This window comes from Jiella soli (assembly GCF_020615385.1).
GTDB lineage: Bacteria > Pseudomonadota > Alphaproteobacteria > Rhizobiales > Rhizobiaceae > VKMB-3413.
The window spans coordinates 76,536-95,859 of sequence record NZ_JAJAVB010000009.1; the positions used below are offsets into that span (position 1 = coordinate 76,536).

The window sequence follows — 19,324 nt, forward strand, 5'->3', positions numbered from 1 at the left end:
CTGGCTTTTGTGAGGTTCGATGAAACAGGCGCGCGTTCCGACGGATGCGGAATTCAAGCGGCTGATGGCGGTGGTCGCGCAGGGAAGACACTCCGCGCGCAACCGCCTTGCCTTCATGCTTTCCTATCAGGCGGGTCTTCGCGTTGGAGAGATCGCCGCTTTGAGGGTCGAGGACGTCGTCGATCGTGACGGCGCCGTACGCGATCAGCTCCGCCTCAAGGGCGAGATCACTAAGGGCGGGCATGCCAGAGTCGTCTTCCTTAATGAACGGCTGCGCCGCGAAATCGAACGCTTTTTTGGCGCGGGGGTGTCCGGCCCTCCCCTTACGCCGCTGCTCATTACGCAGAAGCGCTCAGCCTTTAGTGCGAACACGCTGTGTCAGCTGATGGGGCAGCTTTACCGCGAGGCCGGCCTCGATGGAGCGACCAGTCACAGTGGCCGTCGCTGGTTCATTACCCGCCTCGCTCACGCCGGCGTTTCGGCGAAGGTCATCATGCAGCTTGCGGGTCACAAGAATCTCGGCACGACCCAACGCTACATCGACGTGAATGACGACATGATGCGCGCGGCCGTGGAGATACTATAGACTCAGAAGCAATCCTTTTCGTTGCACTAGCCACGTCGACTATGGAACGAAGGTTCGGAAAACCGGCTATCCAAGTCCCATCCCTTCTGTAGGGCGGAAATTTATATAAGCACTACATCTCTATCATCTATAATTTGCGTGTAGCTTTTAATTTACGAGATACCAAAAAATTCTGTCGACATATCAAAATTATTCATTTAATTAAATATAATCATGTCAATTTCCATTGATCTTTAAGGTGACATATGCTGATAGGTACAGAATTCCCTGACCACGAATACAGCAAATTTGACGATTTGCTATTTAAATTTAGTGAGCTCACATTTGCGAGTATGGGAGACGAAATCATAACTTTTGATTTAATATGTCAGCGCTTCAGCTCACACCTTCCTACCACTACCATCCGGGAGGAAATTCGATCCAACATCCGGCATGCCTTCGCTTCCCGAGAACTGCTTAGAGCTCGCTTGCTCATGGAAGAATTTAAATACCAACGGCCCCAAGAAGCAATTAATTTGTTTCATTTAATATTTGAGTATTATATCGATGATTTTGCTGAATGCGTGCGCGGTCTGATTGGTCCTCATTATGACATATTATTTTTCCGGGCGGCGCTGAAAAAGAATTTTGAGCTTATCGACGCATCATATTCAGGAATATTAATCACGAGTTTTGATGATGCAATTAAGGTAAAATCATCGAACGACTTTAGCCAATGGCTCCTCTCCGCTGACGAGATGCGGATGCTGACACGAAAATAGCGGACATTCCTCACAAAAATTGCTGGCTGGCCTGCTGTTTCGCCCCTCAGGCCAAGATGCAGACGGTCGTCGGTGTCGGCACGACCCCGACGCCTCGCCAGTCCTCATAGGTGCATCACTGCCGTGACCGTCGTGGCGGAGGCGCATCTGCCTATCGTCATCCGGCCCCGTCATTCTCTAGCCCGACAAATGGGTCGCCTCGCAGAACAGACGTGAACGCTCCCTTTTTGCGCGCCGTTCGAATCCGCGACACGGGGCTACACGATCGTCAGCATGCATTCCTTTCGGTAAGGTTGACGACGCGGTCGGACGACGTTGCAGATTGCAACGTCGCCACTACGGGGCACGCGGCTGCCAACAACAGTACGCGCGTCGCATTTTTAAAATCCCTCACCATTCATCCATCGAATACCAGAAGACGCCTCACATAGAGCCGTCCCTTTACCTACCCAACGGAAAATAAAAAAATCGACCACATTTCTTCTACTAATATTATTGGATTATGCATAATAGAATAAAAATACATCTTGCGCGGCTGCCACCATCTGTCCTTCGCAGACTGCGCTCTGTTCCCCGTGACGGAATGCGCTCGAACCGCGGCTTCACAGTAGCTGGGCGGTTGCTCGGCGCTACTCACCGTTTAAGATAATTTCACCGCTCTAAGTTAAAGCCCTTCGCATGCCTCTGCAGTCTGAACAGGTTTTTCCGATGTCAAACCCTCGCGCATTCTCCCAAATTAACAATCCCACTTTGGCAAGGGCTCGATTGATGCGCCATCGGCTTCGCCGTGAAGACTGCTGGCACCGGCACGCCTCGATGCGGAAGCTGATCGACCATGCGTGGCCACTCTTCGCAGCGGCCATGGAAGATAAAAAGTTGCCGAATAGGGTCAAGCTCGACACGCCGGGAAAGCGCGTCCTATATAGATTAGCTCATCCAAAGCCTTTGGATTATGACGCAATGCTTGACGCGAAGCCACTCACGCAAGCGCAGCGCCAGCTCCTCATTGACCGATTGCAGCGGCAGGCAGATGAGGACGCCAAAATCTTCGTGACCGGACGGACCTGCCCCGAAACGCGGCGTTATATTTCAGCGCTTACTGCTGGAAAGCGGTTCAACATCCTGCGTGCCTATACATTCCCCTCCAATACCGAGCGCTACCTCGGCCGAACAAAGAACGTTCGGCGGCCTAGCCTCAGTATCGGCCAGTGGAAAGTCGAACGTCACCGAGGGAAATGGATCATCGATGATCTGTTTCAAGCATTATGGAACCTTGATGCCCTTTGGAAGTCACTGACCGGACTGACGCCCGACGAGCTGACGGAAGGCTTTGAGAAATTTGGCGCCACGAAGGAGGAAGAAGACACAAGAGCGGCCGCCCATGCTCACCGTGCCTTGGTTCTTGCCACCTGCATCGCAGCAGCGAGGCGCACTTCTTCGTCTGCCGACGCGTTCGTGACAGAATCCAAGCTCCGGCAGGAAATAGCCGCCTATTTTGCGACATTCTGCGAGGCTTATCAGCGGGCGACTGTTTGCGCAAAATCGGACGCTCCGACTAAGCTACTGATTCAAAAGAGTTTTCGAGAACTCGCAGCCCGTCGGCTGACCTTCTGACGGGAGATACATTGTTCCTATCGAGACCAAGCGATGGGAAAATGCATTGAGTGACGATCATGGCGAATGCAGTCGAGGCAAACCAGGAAAGAGCGGTTCGATCGATAGTGGGGATGCCGCATTCCGTCCTTCGGACGCGTTTCGGGAGCTGCTGGACGAGTTAGACGCCACCTCCTTATGGGAAGGACTTGAGGCTCCAGTCAGCGGAAGGATCACAGAAGCCGCCCTGAATGCGCTGCACGCCTATATTAGGCGCAGAGACAGGCTCTCTGTACATGCGCAAGAAGTCACCAGACGTGAGACGGACCTGCGGCATCTCGTCAGAGCCACCGTATTCAAGGCCGAAGCGTCCGCAGTCCCCGGATATCTCGAGACGCTGCTTGATGAGGCTGGCTTGGTGCCCGCGCAGAATGCCAAAACCGAAAGGCGGGCGATCAATGCCGCCGTTCTGCGCCTTCTCAGTGCAACGCATAACAATCCGCAAGCCGACAAGTATCGGATCTCGCGTTGCGCGCTAGCAATGGTCGGATTGGAGCGGCTGTGCGACGAGCACGGTATGTCGCCGACAATCGGAAATGCCGACACGATCTTCGCGTTTGTCCGGTCAATGTCGAGGACCAAGCTGTGTGCGATCGCAGAACAACCCGCCCGAGCTGAGCCTTCATCACCCGATGCGAACGCATTAGCAGCCGATGCTGAGATCGACGCTCAGTCTGTCGCGGAGACTACTACGAGCGACGATGTCGCCGTCGCGAATGGGGCAGCTGCCAACTATGGCACTCCTGGGCGCGTTTCCGTGTCTACCGGCGCAGCGCCCTCTGAGGATCAGACACCGTCAGAGGAAGCGTGCAACTCCGGGGATGTTGAGAGGTTTCCCCCACTCGCTACCGTTTCCATTCCTCTGACGAAGCTTGCAAGAGGAAAGGTCTTTCTGCTGGTTGCTCAGCGTGCGGGTACAATGTTCCGCCTCAGAGGCCCGATCCAGTCTCATAGCGACGCACTCGGCCTCCTCAAAATTCTAATTAATTCAGATGCATCCGGCGGAGGCAGCGAAGGTGCCCCGGAGGGTGGCCAGTGACCCTCGCTTATACCCCTCCCCTTTCGCATACGGGCGCCGTCTATCGCCCTGCACTGCAGCCTTGGTATTCGGCGTTCGTCTGCTCGCACGCTGACGTCCGACGCACCGAGGGGCGCATCGCGTTAGACGATCTCAACCTTCTTAGCGGAACGGGACTTCTAACACTACCAAACTTTCTGCAATCCGCACCGCACGGCCTGAACCCTCGCAGATGCATGGTCTCAGAACGCGATCGTATTAGATGCCAGGGTGTCGCTGACAGCGGCGGATATCAGATTTCCGGCGGCAAGCTTAGGTTGACCGAGAACCTCCGGCGTGAGCTGCTTCGTTATTCCGAAGAATTCGAAGCGGCATGTATTCTCGATGCACCGACATCCGCGATCGGTCGATCAGGCAGCGAATTCAATTCGATGCGGGATTGTTTGGAGTTTACAATCCAGAGCGCCCACTATGCTATCCGAAATCGTATCCCAGGAAAGACGCGCCTCCTGAACGTGTCGCAGGGACGCTCTCCTCAGGAACTGCTCGAATGGTTTGAGGCGGTCAAGGGGTTCAACGACCGGCGATTATACGGCGACAGAGCCCTTACTGGTTGGGCTATGGCGGGTGCGATGCGCCTTCGCTTTGCTTCGCAGCTTCCCATCTTGATCAAGCTCCGCGACGATGGCCTTATCGCCCCCGGCGCCCGTTTGCATACCCTAGGGACCGGGCATCCTGAGGTCGCTTTGGCCCTCACAGCCGTGCAGGACGGTCTTCGCGAAACCCTCGCCGAGGACGTGCTGGTCTCATTCGACAACGCTACCCCATTCCTGCTAGCCGGCCAGTACAAAAAGGCGCTCGGCGGCGCGTCGCTCACGCGACAGAAGCTCCACGTGCCGGTTATGCCAATGCCGCATGGCGAAGACTATGTGGGATCGGATATGCCTTGGCCATGCAGCAGCCCGTTCGCGGACAGGCTCACGCTCGGTGATCTCAATGTCAGGCGCGGTCATCGACAAACGACATGGGACGCCTATTCCCATGTCCTGCTCGCCGCCCACAACGTCTGGGTTCTTTGCGCCGCCATCGCCGAAGCTAACCGGCGCCTGCGCCTTTTCGAAGGCGACGCTGTGAGCTGGCTCCCCGGCGACCTCGTCGAAATGACCCAAGTCATCAGAGAGATCTTTCGCTCGGAACGACCGGCCACGTTGATTGACCGGAATGCTGCACTGCTCGACCATCTCGGCAGCAGGAGCAGCAACACGACCATGATCTACGATCGTGGCGGCCTCGGCCGCTGATCTCATAGCACCCGATAGTCAAGAAATTTCAACGCTTTCAAAAGGAGCGAACTATGTCGCATGCGCAGTTTCCAAAGCATCTGAAGCACTCCAGCGCCAGACTGCCGCTTTGGACGGCAGGCTATGTCGTCTCTATCGCTTTCATCAATGCGGCCTATGCGGACCTGCCGGCAGTCCCCTTCTTCGGCGCAACCCTGCCCCCGGCGGTCCTGCTAGCCGGTGCCGTCTTCGTCCTGCGCGATTTCAGTCAAAGAGAAATCGGCCACGGGGTGTTGCTGGCGATGGTGGTGGCCACGGGACTAAGCTTCGAACTGGCCACTCCGGCGGTAGCCGTTGCGAGTGCCGGTAGCTTCGCGATTGCTGAAATCGCGGACTACCTCGTCTACACCTTCGCGCGTCGGCCGCTGTCCCAGCGCGTCTTGATCTCTTCGGCCGTGAGCGTGCCGGCGGACACGGTGCTCTTCTTCGCCGCGATCGGCATCACCGACCCGCTCTCACTGGCAGTCGGCGTTGGTGCGAAGATGGTCGCGGCATTCCTCGCATGGCGCATCCTCCGTGCCAGAGAGGCGCGGTCATGAGCAGGAGACCAATCGCGCCAACGGTGGCCGAGACTGGGCCTTCGCCGACGGCGGGCCCGCTGCGTTCGGAGACGGCTGGAAGCTTGCGTATGATCTGGGTGACGTTCCGTCGCGTCGGGATCCATTGCTGGCCCGACGCCCCGGAGGGGACCCACTATCTTCGCCATCCGCACCGCCACGTGTTTCACTTTCGGGTCTGGATCGAGGTGTTTCACGGCGATCGTGAGGTTGAGTTCCACGCGTTCCTGAGGTGGATCGAGGGGCTCTACGACGACGGTATGCTCCAACTCGGATCCCGTAGCTGCGAGATGCTCGCCGATGAGCTTTACGCCTCGATTGCCGGTGCTTACGGCGGACGTGAGGTTTGGATCGAGGTCTCGGAGGACGGGGAGAACGGCTGCTGTGTGCGGTATCTGTCTCGGGAACGCCACTGCGGTGACGGGAGGAAGCCATGACGATCTGGGTCGTCACGTTGGAGCCCGTAGAGCAACGCTACACGGGCGAGTGGCAGGCGTTCCTGCCGCATCAAATCGGCGACGCTCTGGCCGCAGCCGGGTCGCCAGAGGCGGTACAAGTGATCGGGGGGCCGCCAGTGGGTGGAGGCACCACACCGGGCGCATTCTTGGACTTCGCCGCCACCAACATTTTCAAGGCGGCCCAATTGCGGGAGTTCGCGGAGGCGTTCCAGCAGGGCGCCGTGAAGCCCGGTGATCGCTTTCTCTTCACTGACGCGTGGCACTTCGGCGTGATCGCGGTGCGCTATATGAGCGACCTACTGAGGGTTCCCGTGAAGCAGATCGGTCTCTTCCACGCGGGGGCCTACGATCCGCATGATTTCCTCGGCCGCGTGCCAAACCCTGAATGGTCAAAGCAGTTCGAGCGCTCAATTTACGCGGCGCTCGATCTGAGCTGCTTCGCGACTGACTTTCACGTCGACCTGTTCCGAGAAAATCTCGGCATCAGAACCGATGGCCGAATCCTTCGGTGTGGCTGGCCGATGGAATATCTGCGCGCTGTCCTGCGTCCCTATGGTAGCCGGCCAAAGCGCAAGCTCGTCCTGTTCCCTCACCGGCTGGCCCCCGAGAAGCAGGTTGGCATCTTCCGCGATCTGGCCGGCGAGTTCCCCGATTACGAATTCCGAGTCTGCCAGGAGACCGCGCTAGCAAAGGGCGAGTACCACGGCCTGCTCGGCGAGGCGGCGCTCGCTTTTTCCGCCAGTCTCCAAGAGACACTGGGTATCGGACTATACGAGGGACTGCTCTGCGGGGCTCGCCCCTTCGCCCCAGCCCGACTCTCCTATTCGGAGATGTACCCGTCCGAGTATCTCTATCCGAGCGCGTGGACTGAGAGCTCTGAGGCGTATCGGCGGCATAAGCGGGATCTGGTGGCGGCCCTCGGCGCAGCGCTGCAAGCGGCGCACGACCCGAACGAGCAGCTGCAGCTCAACGAGGTCGCTCGTCAGGTTGCTCGGCGCTTCTTCAGCGGTGCGAAGCTCTACGAGGCCCTGTTGAGGTAGCGACGCCGCCTGCGGCGGGCAATCTCGTCCGGATGTCCGTAATGCTGCGGCGCTCGACATGGAGGGAGAGCTCTCGAAGAAGCGCGAGAAGGTCGGCCCTGCCACCGCCGCCTTCTTCCAGGCCGTCATCGAAGACAGGCCGCATCCCGAACAGGGCTTTCGAACCTGTCTCGGCGTTCTGTCGCTGGTCAAAAGCTACGGCAAGGCGCGCGTCGATGCCGCCTGCCAGCGCGGCATCGCCATCAAGGCCCGCTCCGTCGCCTCGATCCGATCGATCCTCAAAAACGGTCTCGATCGCGCCTTCCTCGGCGCCGACCCAGATCCCCAGACCCATCGCCAGCCTCTTAACCACCGCAACATCCGCGGCCAGGGCTACTTTCAATGAACGAAAGGACTGTCATGCTCACGCATCCGACCCAAGAGAGGCTGATCGCGCTCGGCCTCGCCGGAATGGCCAAAGCCTTCGAGGAACCGGCCTTCGCATTGACGAAGGAGAACCTCGTGTCAGGCGATCTTCCGGGGCTTCTGACGCGGCACGGTGACCGCGGAGACAACTAAATCCGTGGCCTGGGCAGCCTGCATCGGTCGGCCGAGCAGGTAGCCCTGCGCGGCATTAACGCCGAGCGCCACCAGCTTAGCGAGCTGATCGCCGCGTTCGACGCCTTCCGCCAGCGTTGGGATCGACAACTCCCGCGCCATTGCTGTCACCGCCCTCAGCACCGCCTGCGCACCGACATCATCCGGCGCCGCGTCGACGAAGCTGCGGTCGATCTTGATCCGGTCGAGTTGGAAGTCTCTGAGATGGGCGAGCGACGAGTAGCCGGTGCCGAAGTCATCCATGGCGATGCGGATGCCGAGGGCTCTAAGGCCTGCGAGCGTCGCAGCGATGGCATGGCCGTCCTCGACCATGGCTGTCTCGGTTAGTTCAATCTCCAGCCGGTCTGGCGTCAACCCGTATCTGTCCAGGCATTGCGTCACCTGGCGCAACAGATCGGCGGAGCGCATCTGTACCGGCGAGACGTTCACGGCGACGTGGATGTGCGCCGGCCAGAGCGAGACCTGCCGGCATGCCTCATCGAGCACCCAGGCGCCGATCTCTCTGATTATGCCGTTCGCCTCGGCGAGGGGAATGAACTCGGCAGGCGATACGAGGCCGCGCGTTGGGTGGTGCCAGCGGATCAGCGCCTCGAAGCCGGCAAGGGAGCGGTCGGGAAGCCCGTATAGGGGCTGGTACACAAGTTCGAACTCTCCAGAGGCTGTCGCTCGGGCCAATTCCCGCTCGGTCTGACGCCGCTGCGCCGCCTTCTCCAACATGCCCTCGGCATAGACGGCGAAGCAGAATCGCCCCTGTTCCTTGGCCCTGTAGAGCGCCAAGTCTGCTTTCTGCACCGCAAGGTCGGCGCCGTCGCTCGGATCGGAGGTAGCGAGGCCGACGCTGCAGCCCACCGAGAGTGCGTGCTGGTCTACCTGGAAGGGCGACCGGAAGGCGCTGATCACGGCGCAGGCAAGTGCCTCGCCCTCGTCGGCCACCTCCGGCACGATCGCGATCTCGTCGCCACCGATGCGGAAGATCGCGTCGCCGTGGCCACACAGCGTGCGTAGCCTTTGAGCTGCAACGATGAGCAATTGATCACCGACCCGATGGCCGAGCGTGTCGTTGACCTCTTTGAAATGGTCGAGATCCAGCATCAGCACCGTGACGGCGTCGCCGCTCTTCAGCCGCGCCTCGATCGTCTCGTTGAAGTTGCGCCGGTTCGGCAAGCCTGTCAGGGCATCGTGGAAGGCCATGTGCGCCATCTCGGCGCGCACCTCCCGCTCGCTTGTCACGTCGTCATAGGTCAGGATCGCCCCGCCCTCTGCAAGCGGTCGGCAGGAGATCGACAAGATGCGACCGTCGTCGAAGGTGTGCTCCAGCCGCGTTGTCGTCTCCTGCGCCATCCAACGGTCGTGGTTGCGGATCGTCCGCGCTATGCGCTCTGCGCTCCAGCCGTTCGCCGCACCGACTTTCGACAGGAACGAGTCGAGGTCCATGCCGGTGCAGATCGCGCCCTCGCTCAGAAGCAGCATCGCGCGAGCCTGGTCATTGTAGAGATCGATGGTCCGCTGCGCCGAGATCTTGACGAGGCCGTTGGACATGTTGGCGAGGGCCGTCGATAGCATCGCCAGGTGCTCGGTCCGCATCTGCGTCTCGTGCAGCATGCGCTCGTCGCGCTGGGCACCGCCGACGGCGATGGCCATGGCCGTTACGAACAACATCAACGCCGCCATAGCCACGCACACCGACAGGGTGACCGGCTCGACCGACGAGAGGCCCGGGGAGGCGACGGGGGTGATCGTCAGTCCGCTCATCGCTGTGAAGTGCAGCGCACAGACACCGGCAACGATAAGGCTGGCCATCACGAATCCGCGGCCGCCGCGCGAGCCGATGAGGACGGCGGAAGCAAGAAATACCATGCCGGCGGCGAACGCCAAGACAGTCAGAGGCACGCTGTAGCTGGTGAGGCACCCCTGCAGCGCTGCCATGCCAGTGAAGTGCATCGCGCCAACGCCGGCACCGGCCAGTGCGCCGAGCACCCCCCTCTGCCAGCGGCGTGCGACGATCACCGTCAGAGCCATCGGCAAACCGACGCCGACGACGCCGATCGCCAGCGAGGCGAGCGTGACGGTCAGATCATAGCCAAGCGCCGTGTCCGGCCGGAAGCCGAGCATCGCGACGAAATGGGTGGTCCAGACCCCCACGCCTGCGACCAGTGCGATTGTTGTCATCCAGAAGTAGCGCCGCGACGATCGAACTGCTTGCGCTCGCCGTATCAGGTAAACGAGAATCGCCGCCATCGTGACGCAGACGAACAGAGCGGTCAGGACCAAGGGCAGCGAGTGTTGGGCAATCAGCGCAAGCATTGAGGTTCCGCGGCGGCAGAAATATCTTGCCTGACGGCAAGGCAACGTCGGCATCCTTGCCTAGGAACTCTTAAGGAGAGGCTATCGTCCCACGTGGCCCGGTGACGCACTAGGCGCTCTCGCTTCGCTCGGCGCTGGGATGTCGAGGGCAATGCCCGATTTGAACTCTCCGGGAGCATCAATGGAGTTGACCTGCCTCTACGACTCACTGCTAAGTTGTCGGAACTGTCGTAGGAAGACCGAGTTAACCTGTGGATATTTCCCATCTTGTTGATCTGATCTACGACGCTGCGACAGATCCAACGGACGAGGGATGGCAGGCTGTAGTGGCCCTGATCAGTGGCCTCATGGCTGATGCCGCAGTGATCTTCGACAGTGGGGCTGTCGTCGCGTCCGAGCATCCGCTCCTAATTCCGTATCGCTTCGACACGGAGAGAGTCCGGATACATTTCGAGCGCTTTGCCACGGCCGGCGACAATATCGGCATGCGCCAGCTACAGACGGGCCCGGTTGGCCAAGCCTTCGATATGCACCAGGGCATTGCGCCAGAGACCTGGCATCGCGCCGCATCGGTCGCGAACATTCTCACGCCACAGGGTTTCACAGAAGGCACTCTGCTCGTTGTCGATCGGGAGCCGGATCATTTGAGCAGCATGCTCATCTATCGAAGCGACAGGGCCGGGAGTTTCACCGAACGCGACGTTCGCATGTTGAATGAACTCGCTCCGCATCTGCGTCGCGCATTTGCAGTCCGCCGACGCTTCATGGATCTTGCCGCCCGCGAGAGATCGGCGCACCAGCTCTTGGTTCAGACGAGCACCGGGATGCTGATCACTTCTCGTCAAGGGAGGCTTTTGCGTGCGACCGGCGAGGCTGAAAGGGCCTTCGCATCTGGGATACTGCGCGTCTCAGCGTTTGGAAGGATCGGCTCGTCTAACCCTGGTTCCGACAGACTTTTTCAATGCCGCTTCAGGGACGAGGCTCCGGTGCTCGCGCCGTTTTCAACGCGACGCGCCGGCCAGAACTGGATCATCACGGAGCTGCCGGAGCCAGTCGCTGCTTCGATTGCCGGGTGTGGGGATGCGCTCGCTTTCCACATAGAACGTCGCCCGGCCCCCAAGCGCGACATTACTGAACTTCTGAAGGTTCGCTACGGGTTGACCAAGGCGGAAGCCTCGATCGCGGCATTGCTGAAGGAGGGGGTGAGCGTGAAGGCAATCGCTGAGCAGCGAAGCGGCTCGGAAGCGACGGTTCGGACGCATATCAAGTCGATCCTGCACAAGACGGGAACGAAGCGGCAAGCCGAACTTGTTGCACTCCTACATCGCATCGTTGCATGATCGCAACAGATCGCACTTTTGGGCAGTTCTACCCCAAATTGGGCATGTCCTGCATCGCGATGGGGATGAACATGCAAGTGCCTTCGGGTCGCGATCGCCTCGCGAGCAATGCCCCAGATTGACGGGGTGATCGCATGGCTGGCGTGCTCCCAACACCCAGCCACCCGAAGGTGATTATCATCCTCTGCGGCGCCATTCCTTCGCCAAGCTGAGCCCTTCTTGCACTGACCCGTCTGCAGATGCGGCCGGTCCTGCTGGCTAAACTTGCCGGGCTGTGTAACGCGATCTCCCGCGGCGACAGACGGGGTGAGCGCCTCCCTTTCCGCGATGTCGGACGCCGACGTTCGAATCGGCGCGGTCACGCTGAGATGTCTCTTAATCAACGGAACAGCGCCGCGTTGATCAAGGGAACGCCGCGGCGTTTCTAATTTGCATGTTACGGGTTCCCGAGGCTGGCGTGCGCTGTCGATCGGGTGTGGGGGCGACGGATAGCGGTAATGCTGCGCAGTTCAATATAGCCCCTCAACTGATGCGCAAGTTGCACTAGCAGCTCCTTATCCGCCCTTTTTGTGAACGTGGTGGCGAAACGTTGCAGACGCAATTCAAGCGCGATCAATGTGCCAAGACCCGGCTCCTGCTTCGTAGCCAGCAAGTGCGAAAAGTATCGTCCGCTGCGGCCTAGCCAGATCCGTGAAAATTCCGTCTGCGATACCACCATTTTAGCTTCCACAAGCTGATTGAATATTTCTTCGATGTTCATTTTTTCGCCCTCCATCACATGAATATTTATATTCGCTTCCAACTGCTTTATAAATAGCAGACGTTCTAAACTGGAGACTTATGATGTGGAACATAGCTGAATTACGCGCGGCAATGATGCGCGGAAATTATTTTAATATTAGAGAGCGAAGTAAACTCCGATGGTTGGCACCGGGAATGGAGGCCCAGCGGCAGGCCGTGATGAACGCGATGGGCATGATGCACGATGTCTTCCATCGCATGCGTGACTGTGGAGATGACGATCGTTGGGGCGGGGTCAATTACTGCCGCGTGCCGACCTGTCCCCGTTGTTTCATGCGGTTCCGCGCTCAAGAGACCGGCAAGGCGATTAAGCGTGACTTCGAGGGGGCCACCAACGACGACCTTGCCTTCTTCACAATCCTGCTTCCCCTGACGGCGGCTATCGGCGATGTGGGCGAGATCATCGAGGTTGAGAAGCGCCGCATTCGTAACATGTTCGCTCGGCGGCGCCGCGATGATGATCGATGGAATGCCATTCACTTCGTCGGCTGGTGGGAGATGGACCGGACAGATCCAGAGAAGCTGGCGGAAGCCGGACGCAATAGCCGACTGTTCTACGAACAAACCAACGCGCCGGTATTCGCGATGCCCGGTCAGACGCTCTGGCGGCCGCATTTACACGGCATCGTATATCTTGGTGGTCTGACCGCTGCGGATTTCGCCGAGACGCTCCGCAATTATGGTCACGGTTCGGCGTATCAGGTGGATGTGCAGGAGTTCGACACAAAGCGGCCAGTTGGGAGGAACATCCAGAGCGTCGTCCGCTATGCCTTGAAGTTTCGCATAGAGAACGATTTTAAATGTCCGCGAGGCTTTGATTACGCTGAAGACGAGAAGACCAAGTGTTGTTCGAATGTGGACCGGAACTGGTGGAGCTCAAAGGACATCAAGACATATACGGAGTGGCTGATGTCGGATCGCAGTGGCTTTCGCTCGCTGCGCTTTCAGATTAAGAAGAAAGACGTAACGAAAGAAGGTATCAGTGCCTTAATATCTGATACATCAGACGTAGTGTGTGAGAGTGTTAGGTATGACAATACAATACAAGATACTAACTTGCCAGAAGCACGCGGCCCGAACACCGCGCACGCTCCACATGCAGGGACATTCAACGGGCGCATAAAGCTCGGGAATTTGTCTGATCGCAGGCTGAAAGAGTGCAGAACAGGGCCGGCAGGACCGGGAAAAGCTATCACATCGGCACCGGACCCAATTCCACTTCGTATGCGACTGCTCGCCATTGCCGCCGAACGCGTTTCCCGTCCGTTATAGCCACTCTCGGCGTATTCTCTGCCCGCGTGGCGGCACCGCTATTTCCTGTAGCGGTCGAAGGCCGTCTTGATCTGGACGATCGGCTCCACGTCCGCGCGGTAGATGTCCGTCTGCAGGAAGATAAGTTCGTCGGCATAGGCCGCTTCGTCGATTTCGGTCCACCAACTCTTCGGCTGCCCGTCCGAGCCGTCGTTCCAGCGATAGCCTCGCGCTTTCAAGACGTCTTTCAGCTCAAACGGGCTGCCTTGCGCGAAGACGCGGAGCCGCTTCTTCGAGCTTGACGTCACAAGCCGCTGCAACGCGGTCTCGCCGGCGTCGGCCGGAGCCGCTGCGAGAACTTCTAGCAAAGCATGGCAGTCATCGACCGCGCGGTGCCCGTTATGGAACAACCCGCACTGTCCGACGAGGTAGACAAGCTTGCTCCCCTCGAAGCCGAACGCGCTCCATTCCACCTCGGCGACAGAGCAGGCCCAGGCCTTGTGCTGGAAGTGCGGATGGAAGCGCTCGCAGAAGGTGCGGTCGAAACTCGCATTGTGCGCGATGATGAGGTCCGCATTCGCGATGAACGCTGAGACCGCATGCAGATCTATAGTGCGGCCCGACACCATCTCATCGGTGATGCCGGTGATCCTCGTAATTTCCGCACTCACCGGCACTGACGGCTCCCGCAGTTCCGAGAACGTGCCGATGACGTCCTGAATGCCGTTCTCGTCATAGGTGAACGCGACCATGCCGAGTTCGATGATTTCGTCCTGCAGGTGGTTTAGGCCGGTCGTCTCGGTGTCCAGAATAATGCCGACGCGCTGACCCGGATTAAGTGCGTAGTTCTGAACGACGGCGCGTGGAACCAGTTGCCGCAGAATGCGGTAGCGCCCTGTCGCTTCCAATTGCCGAACCAGCTGTTCCTCATGCAACGCCGGTGGGGCTTCACTGTGACGCTCTGCAGGTCTCGCACTATGCAGGGTCGTTGGAGCTTCGTCTGCGTCAGCCGGTTCTGCGATCACCGAGAAGAGATCGGACTGGGCAAGCTGGCCGCCCCTGCTCCCTCTGCTCATCTTGATCCTCGAACTCGCGTGATGGACGGCGATCGCGGCTCAGTGCATATCGCGCTTCGGCGCCGAGATAAACTCTAGAATGCCTTCGGCTTCGACGGCCCGTTTGAACTCCGCAAACGCTTCTTCGTCGGTTGCGAACTCGTCTTCCCACACCGTCGATGTGTTGGCGCTATCAACAACTTCGAGGATCCAGCCGTCGCCGCTGTCCGCGAACCTGAATATGTTCACCGTGACCGTCAGGCCATGGTCTGTGACAAGGCCCGAATACGGAGAGAATTCGATTTCGGGATCGTCTTCCATTCGGTTCTCTGGTGCCATTCGTGTAGGCGCCAGCATATACCGGGAACCGAGATTGTCAGCATCTCTTCGGGTCGACTGACGTGGTAGCCACGTCACGGGCGAAGAGATCGGTACCCGTCAAGTCGCCGGCCTGCTGCAGCTTTTGCCCACAAAGGGTCGCACAGCGCGTTGGCGGACAGAACGCAGTCTTGTAGCTTTGGCTCTAGGCCGCGTCCTGGTGACGCTCTTAGAGGCTCACTGACTGCTTGGGCGGCTGGCCCGTGGCTGTCGCTGCGAAGCATGTGTGAGATTATCGGGTCATGGTGCAGCCGGGTTTTTTGTCATCCGCAGACGTCCAAGCCTGGCTCAACGGTGTTCATCCCGCATGGACCGCGCTTGATTTCGAGAGCTTCTGCCGGTTGCATTCCGATCCGGACGATCCCGCTTTCCCGATAAGCATGAGCACATCCAATTCATCGCCCATGGCGACGAATGCCATGTTGTTCCTGTCTCGGCTCGTGGATGGCGCAAAGCTGACCGCAACCGGCAATCTCACCCGCGCATTTGTAGCCGAAGCCATCGAGACGCTGAGTTGGCCCGCCTTCGATCCCGAGGAAGCCTTCTGGCTCCACAAAGTGATCAATGAGCGCGACTTCCTTCCGCTTCATGCGATGCGCGTTTTCTGTGATCGCGCCAAGCTGATCCGTGTCTACAAGGGACAGCTGCGACTGACGAAGGCGGGCAAACAGATTGTGGCGGCTCAGGATTTCGGCCGGCTTCACGGCGAGCTGTTTCGCGCTGCCTTCTGGAAAACGAACCTCGCCTATTTCGACGGCCATCCCCTGGCGCCGTGGCCGCAGGGCGACGTCGGTCTGGTGCTCTGGTGTCTTTCCGTCTCGGCTCACCGTTGGCAATCTCCGCACATGCTAGTTCGCTCCTGTACCGTGCCGATCAACGGAATTCTCGAAGACCAATACCGAGGAGAACTCGGGGGCTATATTCTCGAGCACCGCATTCTCAGGCCGGTCTCTTGGTTCGGCCTTCTCGACGTCGAGACGCTTCCGCATCCGGAGTTCAAGACGATCAAGCTGCGTCGGTATCGAAAGGCTCCGACGTTCGATCAGTTCCTGTCCTTCACGGTGTGCCTGGAGCCTCACGAAGGTGGCATTCAGTGAAGACGTCGTCGATCCTCATTCGGCGAGATTGACTTGGCAGCGTCAGGACGGATTTCGTCTACCGGCACTTGAATTTGCAACCCTTTCGTGTCGAATTGATCCCGGATTTGCGCTGAGGGTGACGAAGTGGCTAAAGCCGAAATCGACGTGGCCGATGTCGCCGTGGGGCGTCGGATAAGGCAGCGCCGGATTTCGCTTAGGATGAGCCAGGCGGACCTCGGTCGTGATATTGGCGTCACGTTCCAGCAGGTCCAGAAATACGAGAAAGGCACGAACAGGGTCAGCGCTAGCAGGCTGCAGAAGGTGGCAACCGCCTTGAATATGCCCGCAAGCGCCTTCTTCGACACGTCCAAGAGCGCCGTTCATGACGACGAGCTCGGTGAGTTCTTATCTACAAAGGACGGTCTGGATCTGAACCGATCTTTTGCCTCGATTAGCGACCTCACATTGCGGCGTAAGATCGTCGAACTGGTTCACGCCATCGTGGCGGATCAGAAACCACTTTAACGATCCCGTTAACGTGCCTTTTAACCTTGCACCTTAGCATTGCAGCATGAGGCAATTCGGCGCCAGGGTCCAGCCTTCTTCTAAGAAGCGGGCGAACGGATGGAATAAGGACGTGAAGCCTATCCGGGCTGCGCGTCAGCTCCGTGCTGAAGAGCGCGCCGGTGAGAAAACCCGGCTCAACGGTCTCTTTTGGTCCGTGCTTGGTTGCGGATGTGCGCTGGCGTTCGCTGCGCCGTTCGCGGCCGATCGGATTGCTCGGATGGATTTTGCGGCGGTCCAATCTTTCGTTGTCAGCAGTCGGCCAGCGGCTGTTGCACATGTTGCAGCTCCGCAGACTGTCGCCCCCCAGCATCGCGGGCCAATCGGCATCTGTTCAGGCGGTCACCGCGCAGAACGCCGGGTCACCTGCATCGTCGATGGAGATACCGGCTGGCAGGATGGAGAAAAGTGGCGGACCGAGGCTATCGATACGCCGGAGATTTCTCACCCGGAATGTGCGCTGGAGCAGCGGACCGGCATTGAAGCGCGCAATCGACTGCAGGCGCTGATGTCGCGCGGCTACACGCTGACCAGAAACGGCGTCGGGAACTACGGCCGAACCCTCGTCACGATCACCTTGGCCGACGGACGAGACGCCGGCGACGTTCTTCTCGCGGAAGGCCTTGCTCAGCGTTGGCCGAACAGCGGCAATCCATGGTGCCGATGACTGATGCGCCGGGGCAGTTCCCCTCCCTTGTCCATCCATCACAGGCAAGCCTGTGATGGATGGATGCGGATCTCAGCGTTAAGCTTGGCTCAGTGAGCATCATACGGGCATCGTAGAGCGCGGCGCCGTCCGGCGGGCTGTCTGCGCAGCACCCAACATCGGACGCTCGCTGCTGACCCTCACAGGGTCTTTACGGCGTATATCCGGCAGTCGCGCATCTCCGATCGGAACTCGCTGGCCATGAGCGTCAGTGTCGCGCCGGGAACAAGCTTGTAGTCGAGGTCCGCGCTATAGGCGGGCTTCGTGGGGATTGCCTCGCGCCTGCCGTGCCCGGTGATGCATGAGAACCAGAGCCGCGTGAATGTCACGGGCGTATCGTCGGTCACGTGGAACAGGAAATGACCGCGCATCGATTGGTCATCAAACCGGAACGACGGAACGGCCTCTGCCATGCGTCTGAAATCCGCGAAGCTCACACGGCAGCGCGTGCGGCTGACGTCATAGCGTGGCGCTTCATCAGGATAGAATTCTTGCGCCATGGCATCCACGATGCGTTCTCCCGGTGCCTGCCAGTGGCCTCCTGCGACAGTTCGCGTCCATTCGCCTTCCACGGGACTACCATCGGCGTAGAAGCCGTGACACGCGATGCCGGCCATCTCCAGGTAATCCGAGCTGTTGTTCACCAGGGACACGTAGATCGTGCGTTGGTAGAGTGACTGGGTGAGCGCAATCGGGATGTCGCTGGTGAGCCGATAGCTCTCGGATGCGGGGATCACTCGGGAGAGCAAGACCTCCGACTTCCACGCGCAGACGATGCCCATGATGATGACGGCGGTGGCCAGGATGTTGGAGCCGAGGTGCCGAAATGCCGTTGCCAGCATGAAGGCCGTGAAGGCCATCACCGAATACGTGAGGACCCGCAGCGGTTCCACATCGGTGAAGGTCAGAACGAGGATGGCTCCCCCGCCGATCAGGCTGAGGAGCTGAAACTCCGCGATCGCCAGAACGATCGGCAGGGCCAGAAACTGGAAGACGAGCTTGGCGTTGCGGTTCAATGGCGGACCCGGCTACCGGCAAGATTGAGAATGCTGGGGGCTTTCTCGCCGAGGCTCCAGCTGAGCAGGAGATCCGACGCACGATGCATCGAGGCGGTCGCAAATTTCGTTACGTCCAGGAACGCCGCCCGCTGCTGCCAGCTCACGTCGGCAGCGGCAATCTTGAGGGCCAGGCGTTTGTGGACCTCGTCGATCACGGCGAGGTCCTCCATCATGTTCGTGAAGAGTTTCATTTGCTCGGCGGAGGGTTGTTTCGTCCCTCCGCCCAACGGCACCATTACGCGGACTTCTTCCGCAGCATCTGCCCGCGCGCCTCGGCTGCAGCCGTCAGCTGTTCGTCGAGTTCCCCGGCCTGGACCGCCGAAATCAGCGTGTCGATGATCCCCGGCAGCTTCGTAAAATCCGCAACCTCGATTGCGTTCTTGTCCTTGGCCAGCTCGATGGTCTTGCCCGCATAGCGCAGGGAGAAGAAGGTCTGACCCGCAGCGTTCTCGAACCAGCCCGACCGGAACCGCTTGCGCATTTCCACCTGCACGCGCTCACCGGCTTCGTTCTTGCGCCAGACCCTATGGGTGGGAGCGTAATCCTGACCGGCCATCTTGGCCTCGGCGGCGCGCTTCTGCTCGGCCAGCGCCTCCACGACCTTGTCACGCGCCCGCTTCACCGGGTCCGTCTGCGCGCGATCCGGCTCGGCTTGTGCCAGCTTCAGCGCCTTGAGATATGCCATGCTGTCGTTCTCCGAAAATCGTTGTCGATGTTCCGGATAACGATGCCGATGAGCTCAAAGAGCAACCGAATCCTGTCGCTGAGCCCAGCGGCT

At 59.3% G+C, this 19,324-nt stretch carries 20 protein-coding genes and 1 pseudogene; 14 read left to right on the forward strand and 7 right to left on the reverse strand.

What is annotated here, in order from left to right; all coding sequences use genetic code 11:
* Nucleotides 1-19 precede the first annotated feature (19 nt).
* The 9 genes and pseudogenes from LH400_RS06130 to LH400_RS06170 form a co-directional block, all read left to right on the forward strand.
* The gene (locus tag LH400_RS06130; RefSeq protein WP_229151792.1) at nt 20-586 is read left to right on the forward strand and encodes a tyrosine-type recombinase/integrase; all 567 of its coding nucleotides are present in this window, start codon (nt 20-22) and stop codon (nt 584-586) included.
* A 245-nt stretch (nt 587-831) separates the two neighbouring features.
* Nucleotides 832-1,347: a hypothetical protein gene (locus LH400_RS06135; protein WP_229151793.1), complete on the forward strand. Its 516-nt coding sequence runs from the start codon at nt 832-834 to the stop codon at nt 1,345-1,347.
* Nucleotides 1,348-2,163: 816 nt separating this feature from the next.
* Nucleotides 2,164-2,961 (forward strand): hypothetical protein, encoded by a 798-nt coding sequence (locus LH400_RS06140; RefSeq protein WP_229151794.1) that lies wholly within the window; start codon nt 2,164-2,166, stop codon nt 2,959-2,961.
* Between the two features lie 46 nt (nt 2,962-3,007).
* Nucleotides 3,008-4,039, forward strand: a complete 1,032-nt coding sequence (locus LH400_RS06145) for a hypothetical protein (protein WP_229151795.1) — start codon at nt 3,008-3,010, stop codon at nt 4,037-4,039.
* Between the two features lie 296 nt (nt 4,040-4,335).
* Nucleotides 4,336-5,319 carry a hypothetical protein gene (locus LH400_RS06150; RefSeq protein WP_229151796.1) on the forward strand — a complete coding sequence of 328 codons (984 nt, stop codon included), beginning with the start codon at nt 4,336-4,338 and terminating at the stop codon, nt 5,317-5,319.
* Nucleotides 5,320-5,372: 53 nt separating this feature from the next.
* A complete protein-coding gene (locus LH400_RS06155) occupies nt 5,373-5,897 on the forward strand; it encodes a hypothetical protein (protein ID WP_229151797.1) in 525 nt (174 codons plus the stop codon).
* 89 nt (nt 5,898-5,986) lie between these two features.
* On the forward strand, nt 5,987-6,352 hold the full coding sequence (locus LH400_RS06160; RefSeq protein ID WP_229151798.1) for a hypothetical protein: 366 nt from the start codon (nt 5,987-5,989) through the stop codon (nt 6,350-6,352).
* Entirely contained in the window at nt 6,349-7,413 is a 1,065-nt protein-coding gene (locus tag LH400_RS06165; protein WP_229151799.1) for a hypothetical protein, read from the forward strand. The genes LH400_RS06160 and LH400_RS06165 overlap by 4 nt, the downstream gene beginning before the upstream one ends.
* An 85-nt stretch (nt 7,414-7,498) precedes the next feature.
* Nucleotides 7,499-7,798 (forward strand): annotated as a pseudogene (locus tag LH400_RS06170) (IS21 family transposase); the annotation flags it as partial.
* A 119-nt stretch (nt 7,799-7,917) separates the two neighbouring features.
* Here the strand turns inward: LH400_RS06170 and LH400_RS06175 are convergent.
* Nucleotides 7,918-10,314 carry an EAL domain-containing protein gene (locus tag LH400_RS06175; RefSeq protein ID WP_229151800.1) on the reverse strand — a complete coding sequence of 799 codons (2,397 nt, stop codon included), beginning with the start codon at nt 10,312-10,314 and terminating at the stop codon, nt 7,918-7,920.
* Between the two features lie 251 nt (nt 10,315-10,565).
* Here LH400_RS06175 and LH400_RS26285 point away from each other — a divergent pair, with 251 nt between their 5' ends.
* Nucleotides 10,566-11,654, forward strand: a complete 1,089-nt coding sequence (locus tag LH400_RS26285) for a helix-turn-helix transcriptional regulator (RefSeq protein ID WP_229151801.1) — start codon at nt 10,566-10,568, stop codon at nt 11,652-11,654.
* Between the two features lie 436 nt (nt 11,655-12,090).
* Here LH400_RS26285 and LH400_RS06185 read toward each other — a convergent pair whose 3' ends face one another.
* The gene (locus LH400_RS06185) at nt 12,091-12,414 is read right to left on the reverse strand and encodes a DUF6626 family protein (protein WP_229151802.1); all 324 of its coding nucleotides are present in this window, start codon (nt 12,412-12,414) and stop codon (nt 12,091-12,093) included.
* Between the two features lie 83 nt (nt 12,415-12,497).
* Here LH400_RS06185 and LH400_RS06190 point away from each other — a divergent pair, with 83 nt between their 5' ends.
* Nucleotides 12,498-13,727, forward strand: a complete 1,230-nt coding sequence (locus LH400_RS06190; protein ID WP_229151803.1) for a hypothetical protein — start codon at nt 12,498-12,500, stop codon at nt 13,725-13,727.
* A gap of 38 nt (nt 13,728-13,765) precedes the next feature.
* Here the strand turns inward: LH400_RS06190 and LH400_RS06195 are convergent, their stop codons facing one another.
* A complete protein-coding gene (locus LH400_RS06195; protein WP_229151804.1) occupies nt 13,766-14,782 on the reverse strand; it encodes a 3'-5' exonuclease in 1,017 nt (338 codons plus the stop codon).
* A 39-nt stretch (nt 14,783-14,821) separates the two neighbouring features.
* Nucleotides 14,822-15,082 (reverse strand): hypothetical protein, encoded by a 261-nt coding sequence (locus tag LH400_RS06200; RefSeq protein WP_229151805.1) that lies wholly within the window; start codon nt 15,080-15,082, stop codon nt 14,822-14,824.
* 299 nt (nt 15,083-15,381) lie between these two features.
* On the opposite strand from LH400_RS06200, the gene LH400_RS06205 reads away from it, so the two are divergent.
* The 3 genes from LH400_RS06205 (at nt 15,382) to LH400_RS06215 (ending at nt 17,449) form a co-directional block, all read left to right on the forward strand.
* Nucleotides 15,382-16,236, forward strand: a complete 855-nt coding sequence (locus LH400_RS06205) for a hypothetical protein (protein WP_229151806.1) — start codon at nt 15,382-15,384, stop codon at nt 16,234-16,236.
* Between the two features lie 126 nt (nt 16,237-16,362).
* Nucleotides 16,363-16,743, forward strand: a complete 381-nt coding sequence (locus tag LH400_RS06210) for a helix-turn-helix domain-containing protein (protein ID WP_229151807.1) — start codon at nt 16,363-16,365, stop codon at nt 16,741-16,743.
* Nucleotides 16,744-16,855: 112 nt separating this feature from the next.
* On the forward strand, nt 16,856-17,449 hold the full coding sequence (locus LH400_RS06215) for a thermonuclease family protein (protein ID WP_229151808.1): 594 nt from the start codon (nt 16,856-16,858) through the stop codon (nt 17,447-17,449).
* A gap of 179 nt (nt 17,450-17,628) precedes the next feature.
* Here LH400_RS06215 and LH400_RS06220 read toward each other — a convergent pair whose 3' ends face one another.
* From LH400_RS06220 to LH400_RS06230, 3 genes are read right to left on the reverse strand one after another with little or no spacing between them, the layout of a single operon-like run.
* A complete protein-coding gene (locus LH400_RS06220) occupies nt 17,629-18,504 on the reverse strand; it encodes a hypothetical protein (protein WP_229151809.1) in 876 nt (291 codons plus the stop codon).
* On the reverse strand, nt 18,501-18,737 hold the full coding sequence (locus LH400_RS06225) for a hypothetical protein (RefSeq protein WP_229151810.1): 237 nt from the start codon (nt 18,735-18,737) through the stop codon (nt 18,501-18,503). Before LH400_RS06225 ends, LH400_RS06220 begins: the two co-directional genes overlap by 4 nt.
* A gap of 44 nt (nt 18,738-18,781) precedes the next feature.
* Nucleotides 18,782-19,231 (reverse strand): DUF6641 family protein, encoded by a 450-nt coding sequence (locus LH400_RS06230; protein ID WP_229151811.1) that lies wholly within the window; start codon nt 19,229-19,231, stop codon nt 18,782-18,784.
* Nucleotides 19,232-19,324 lie beyond the last annotated feature (93 nt).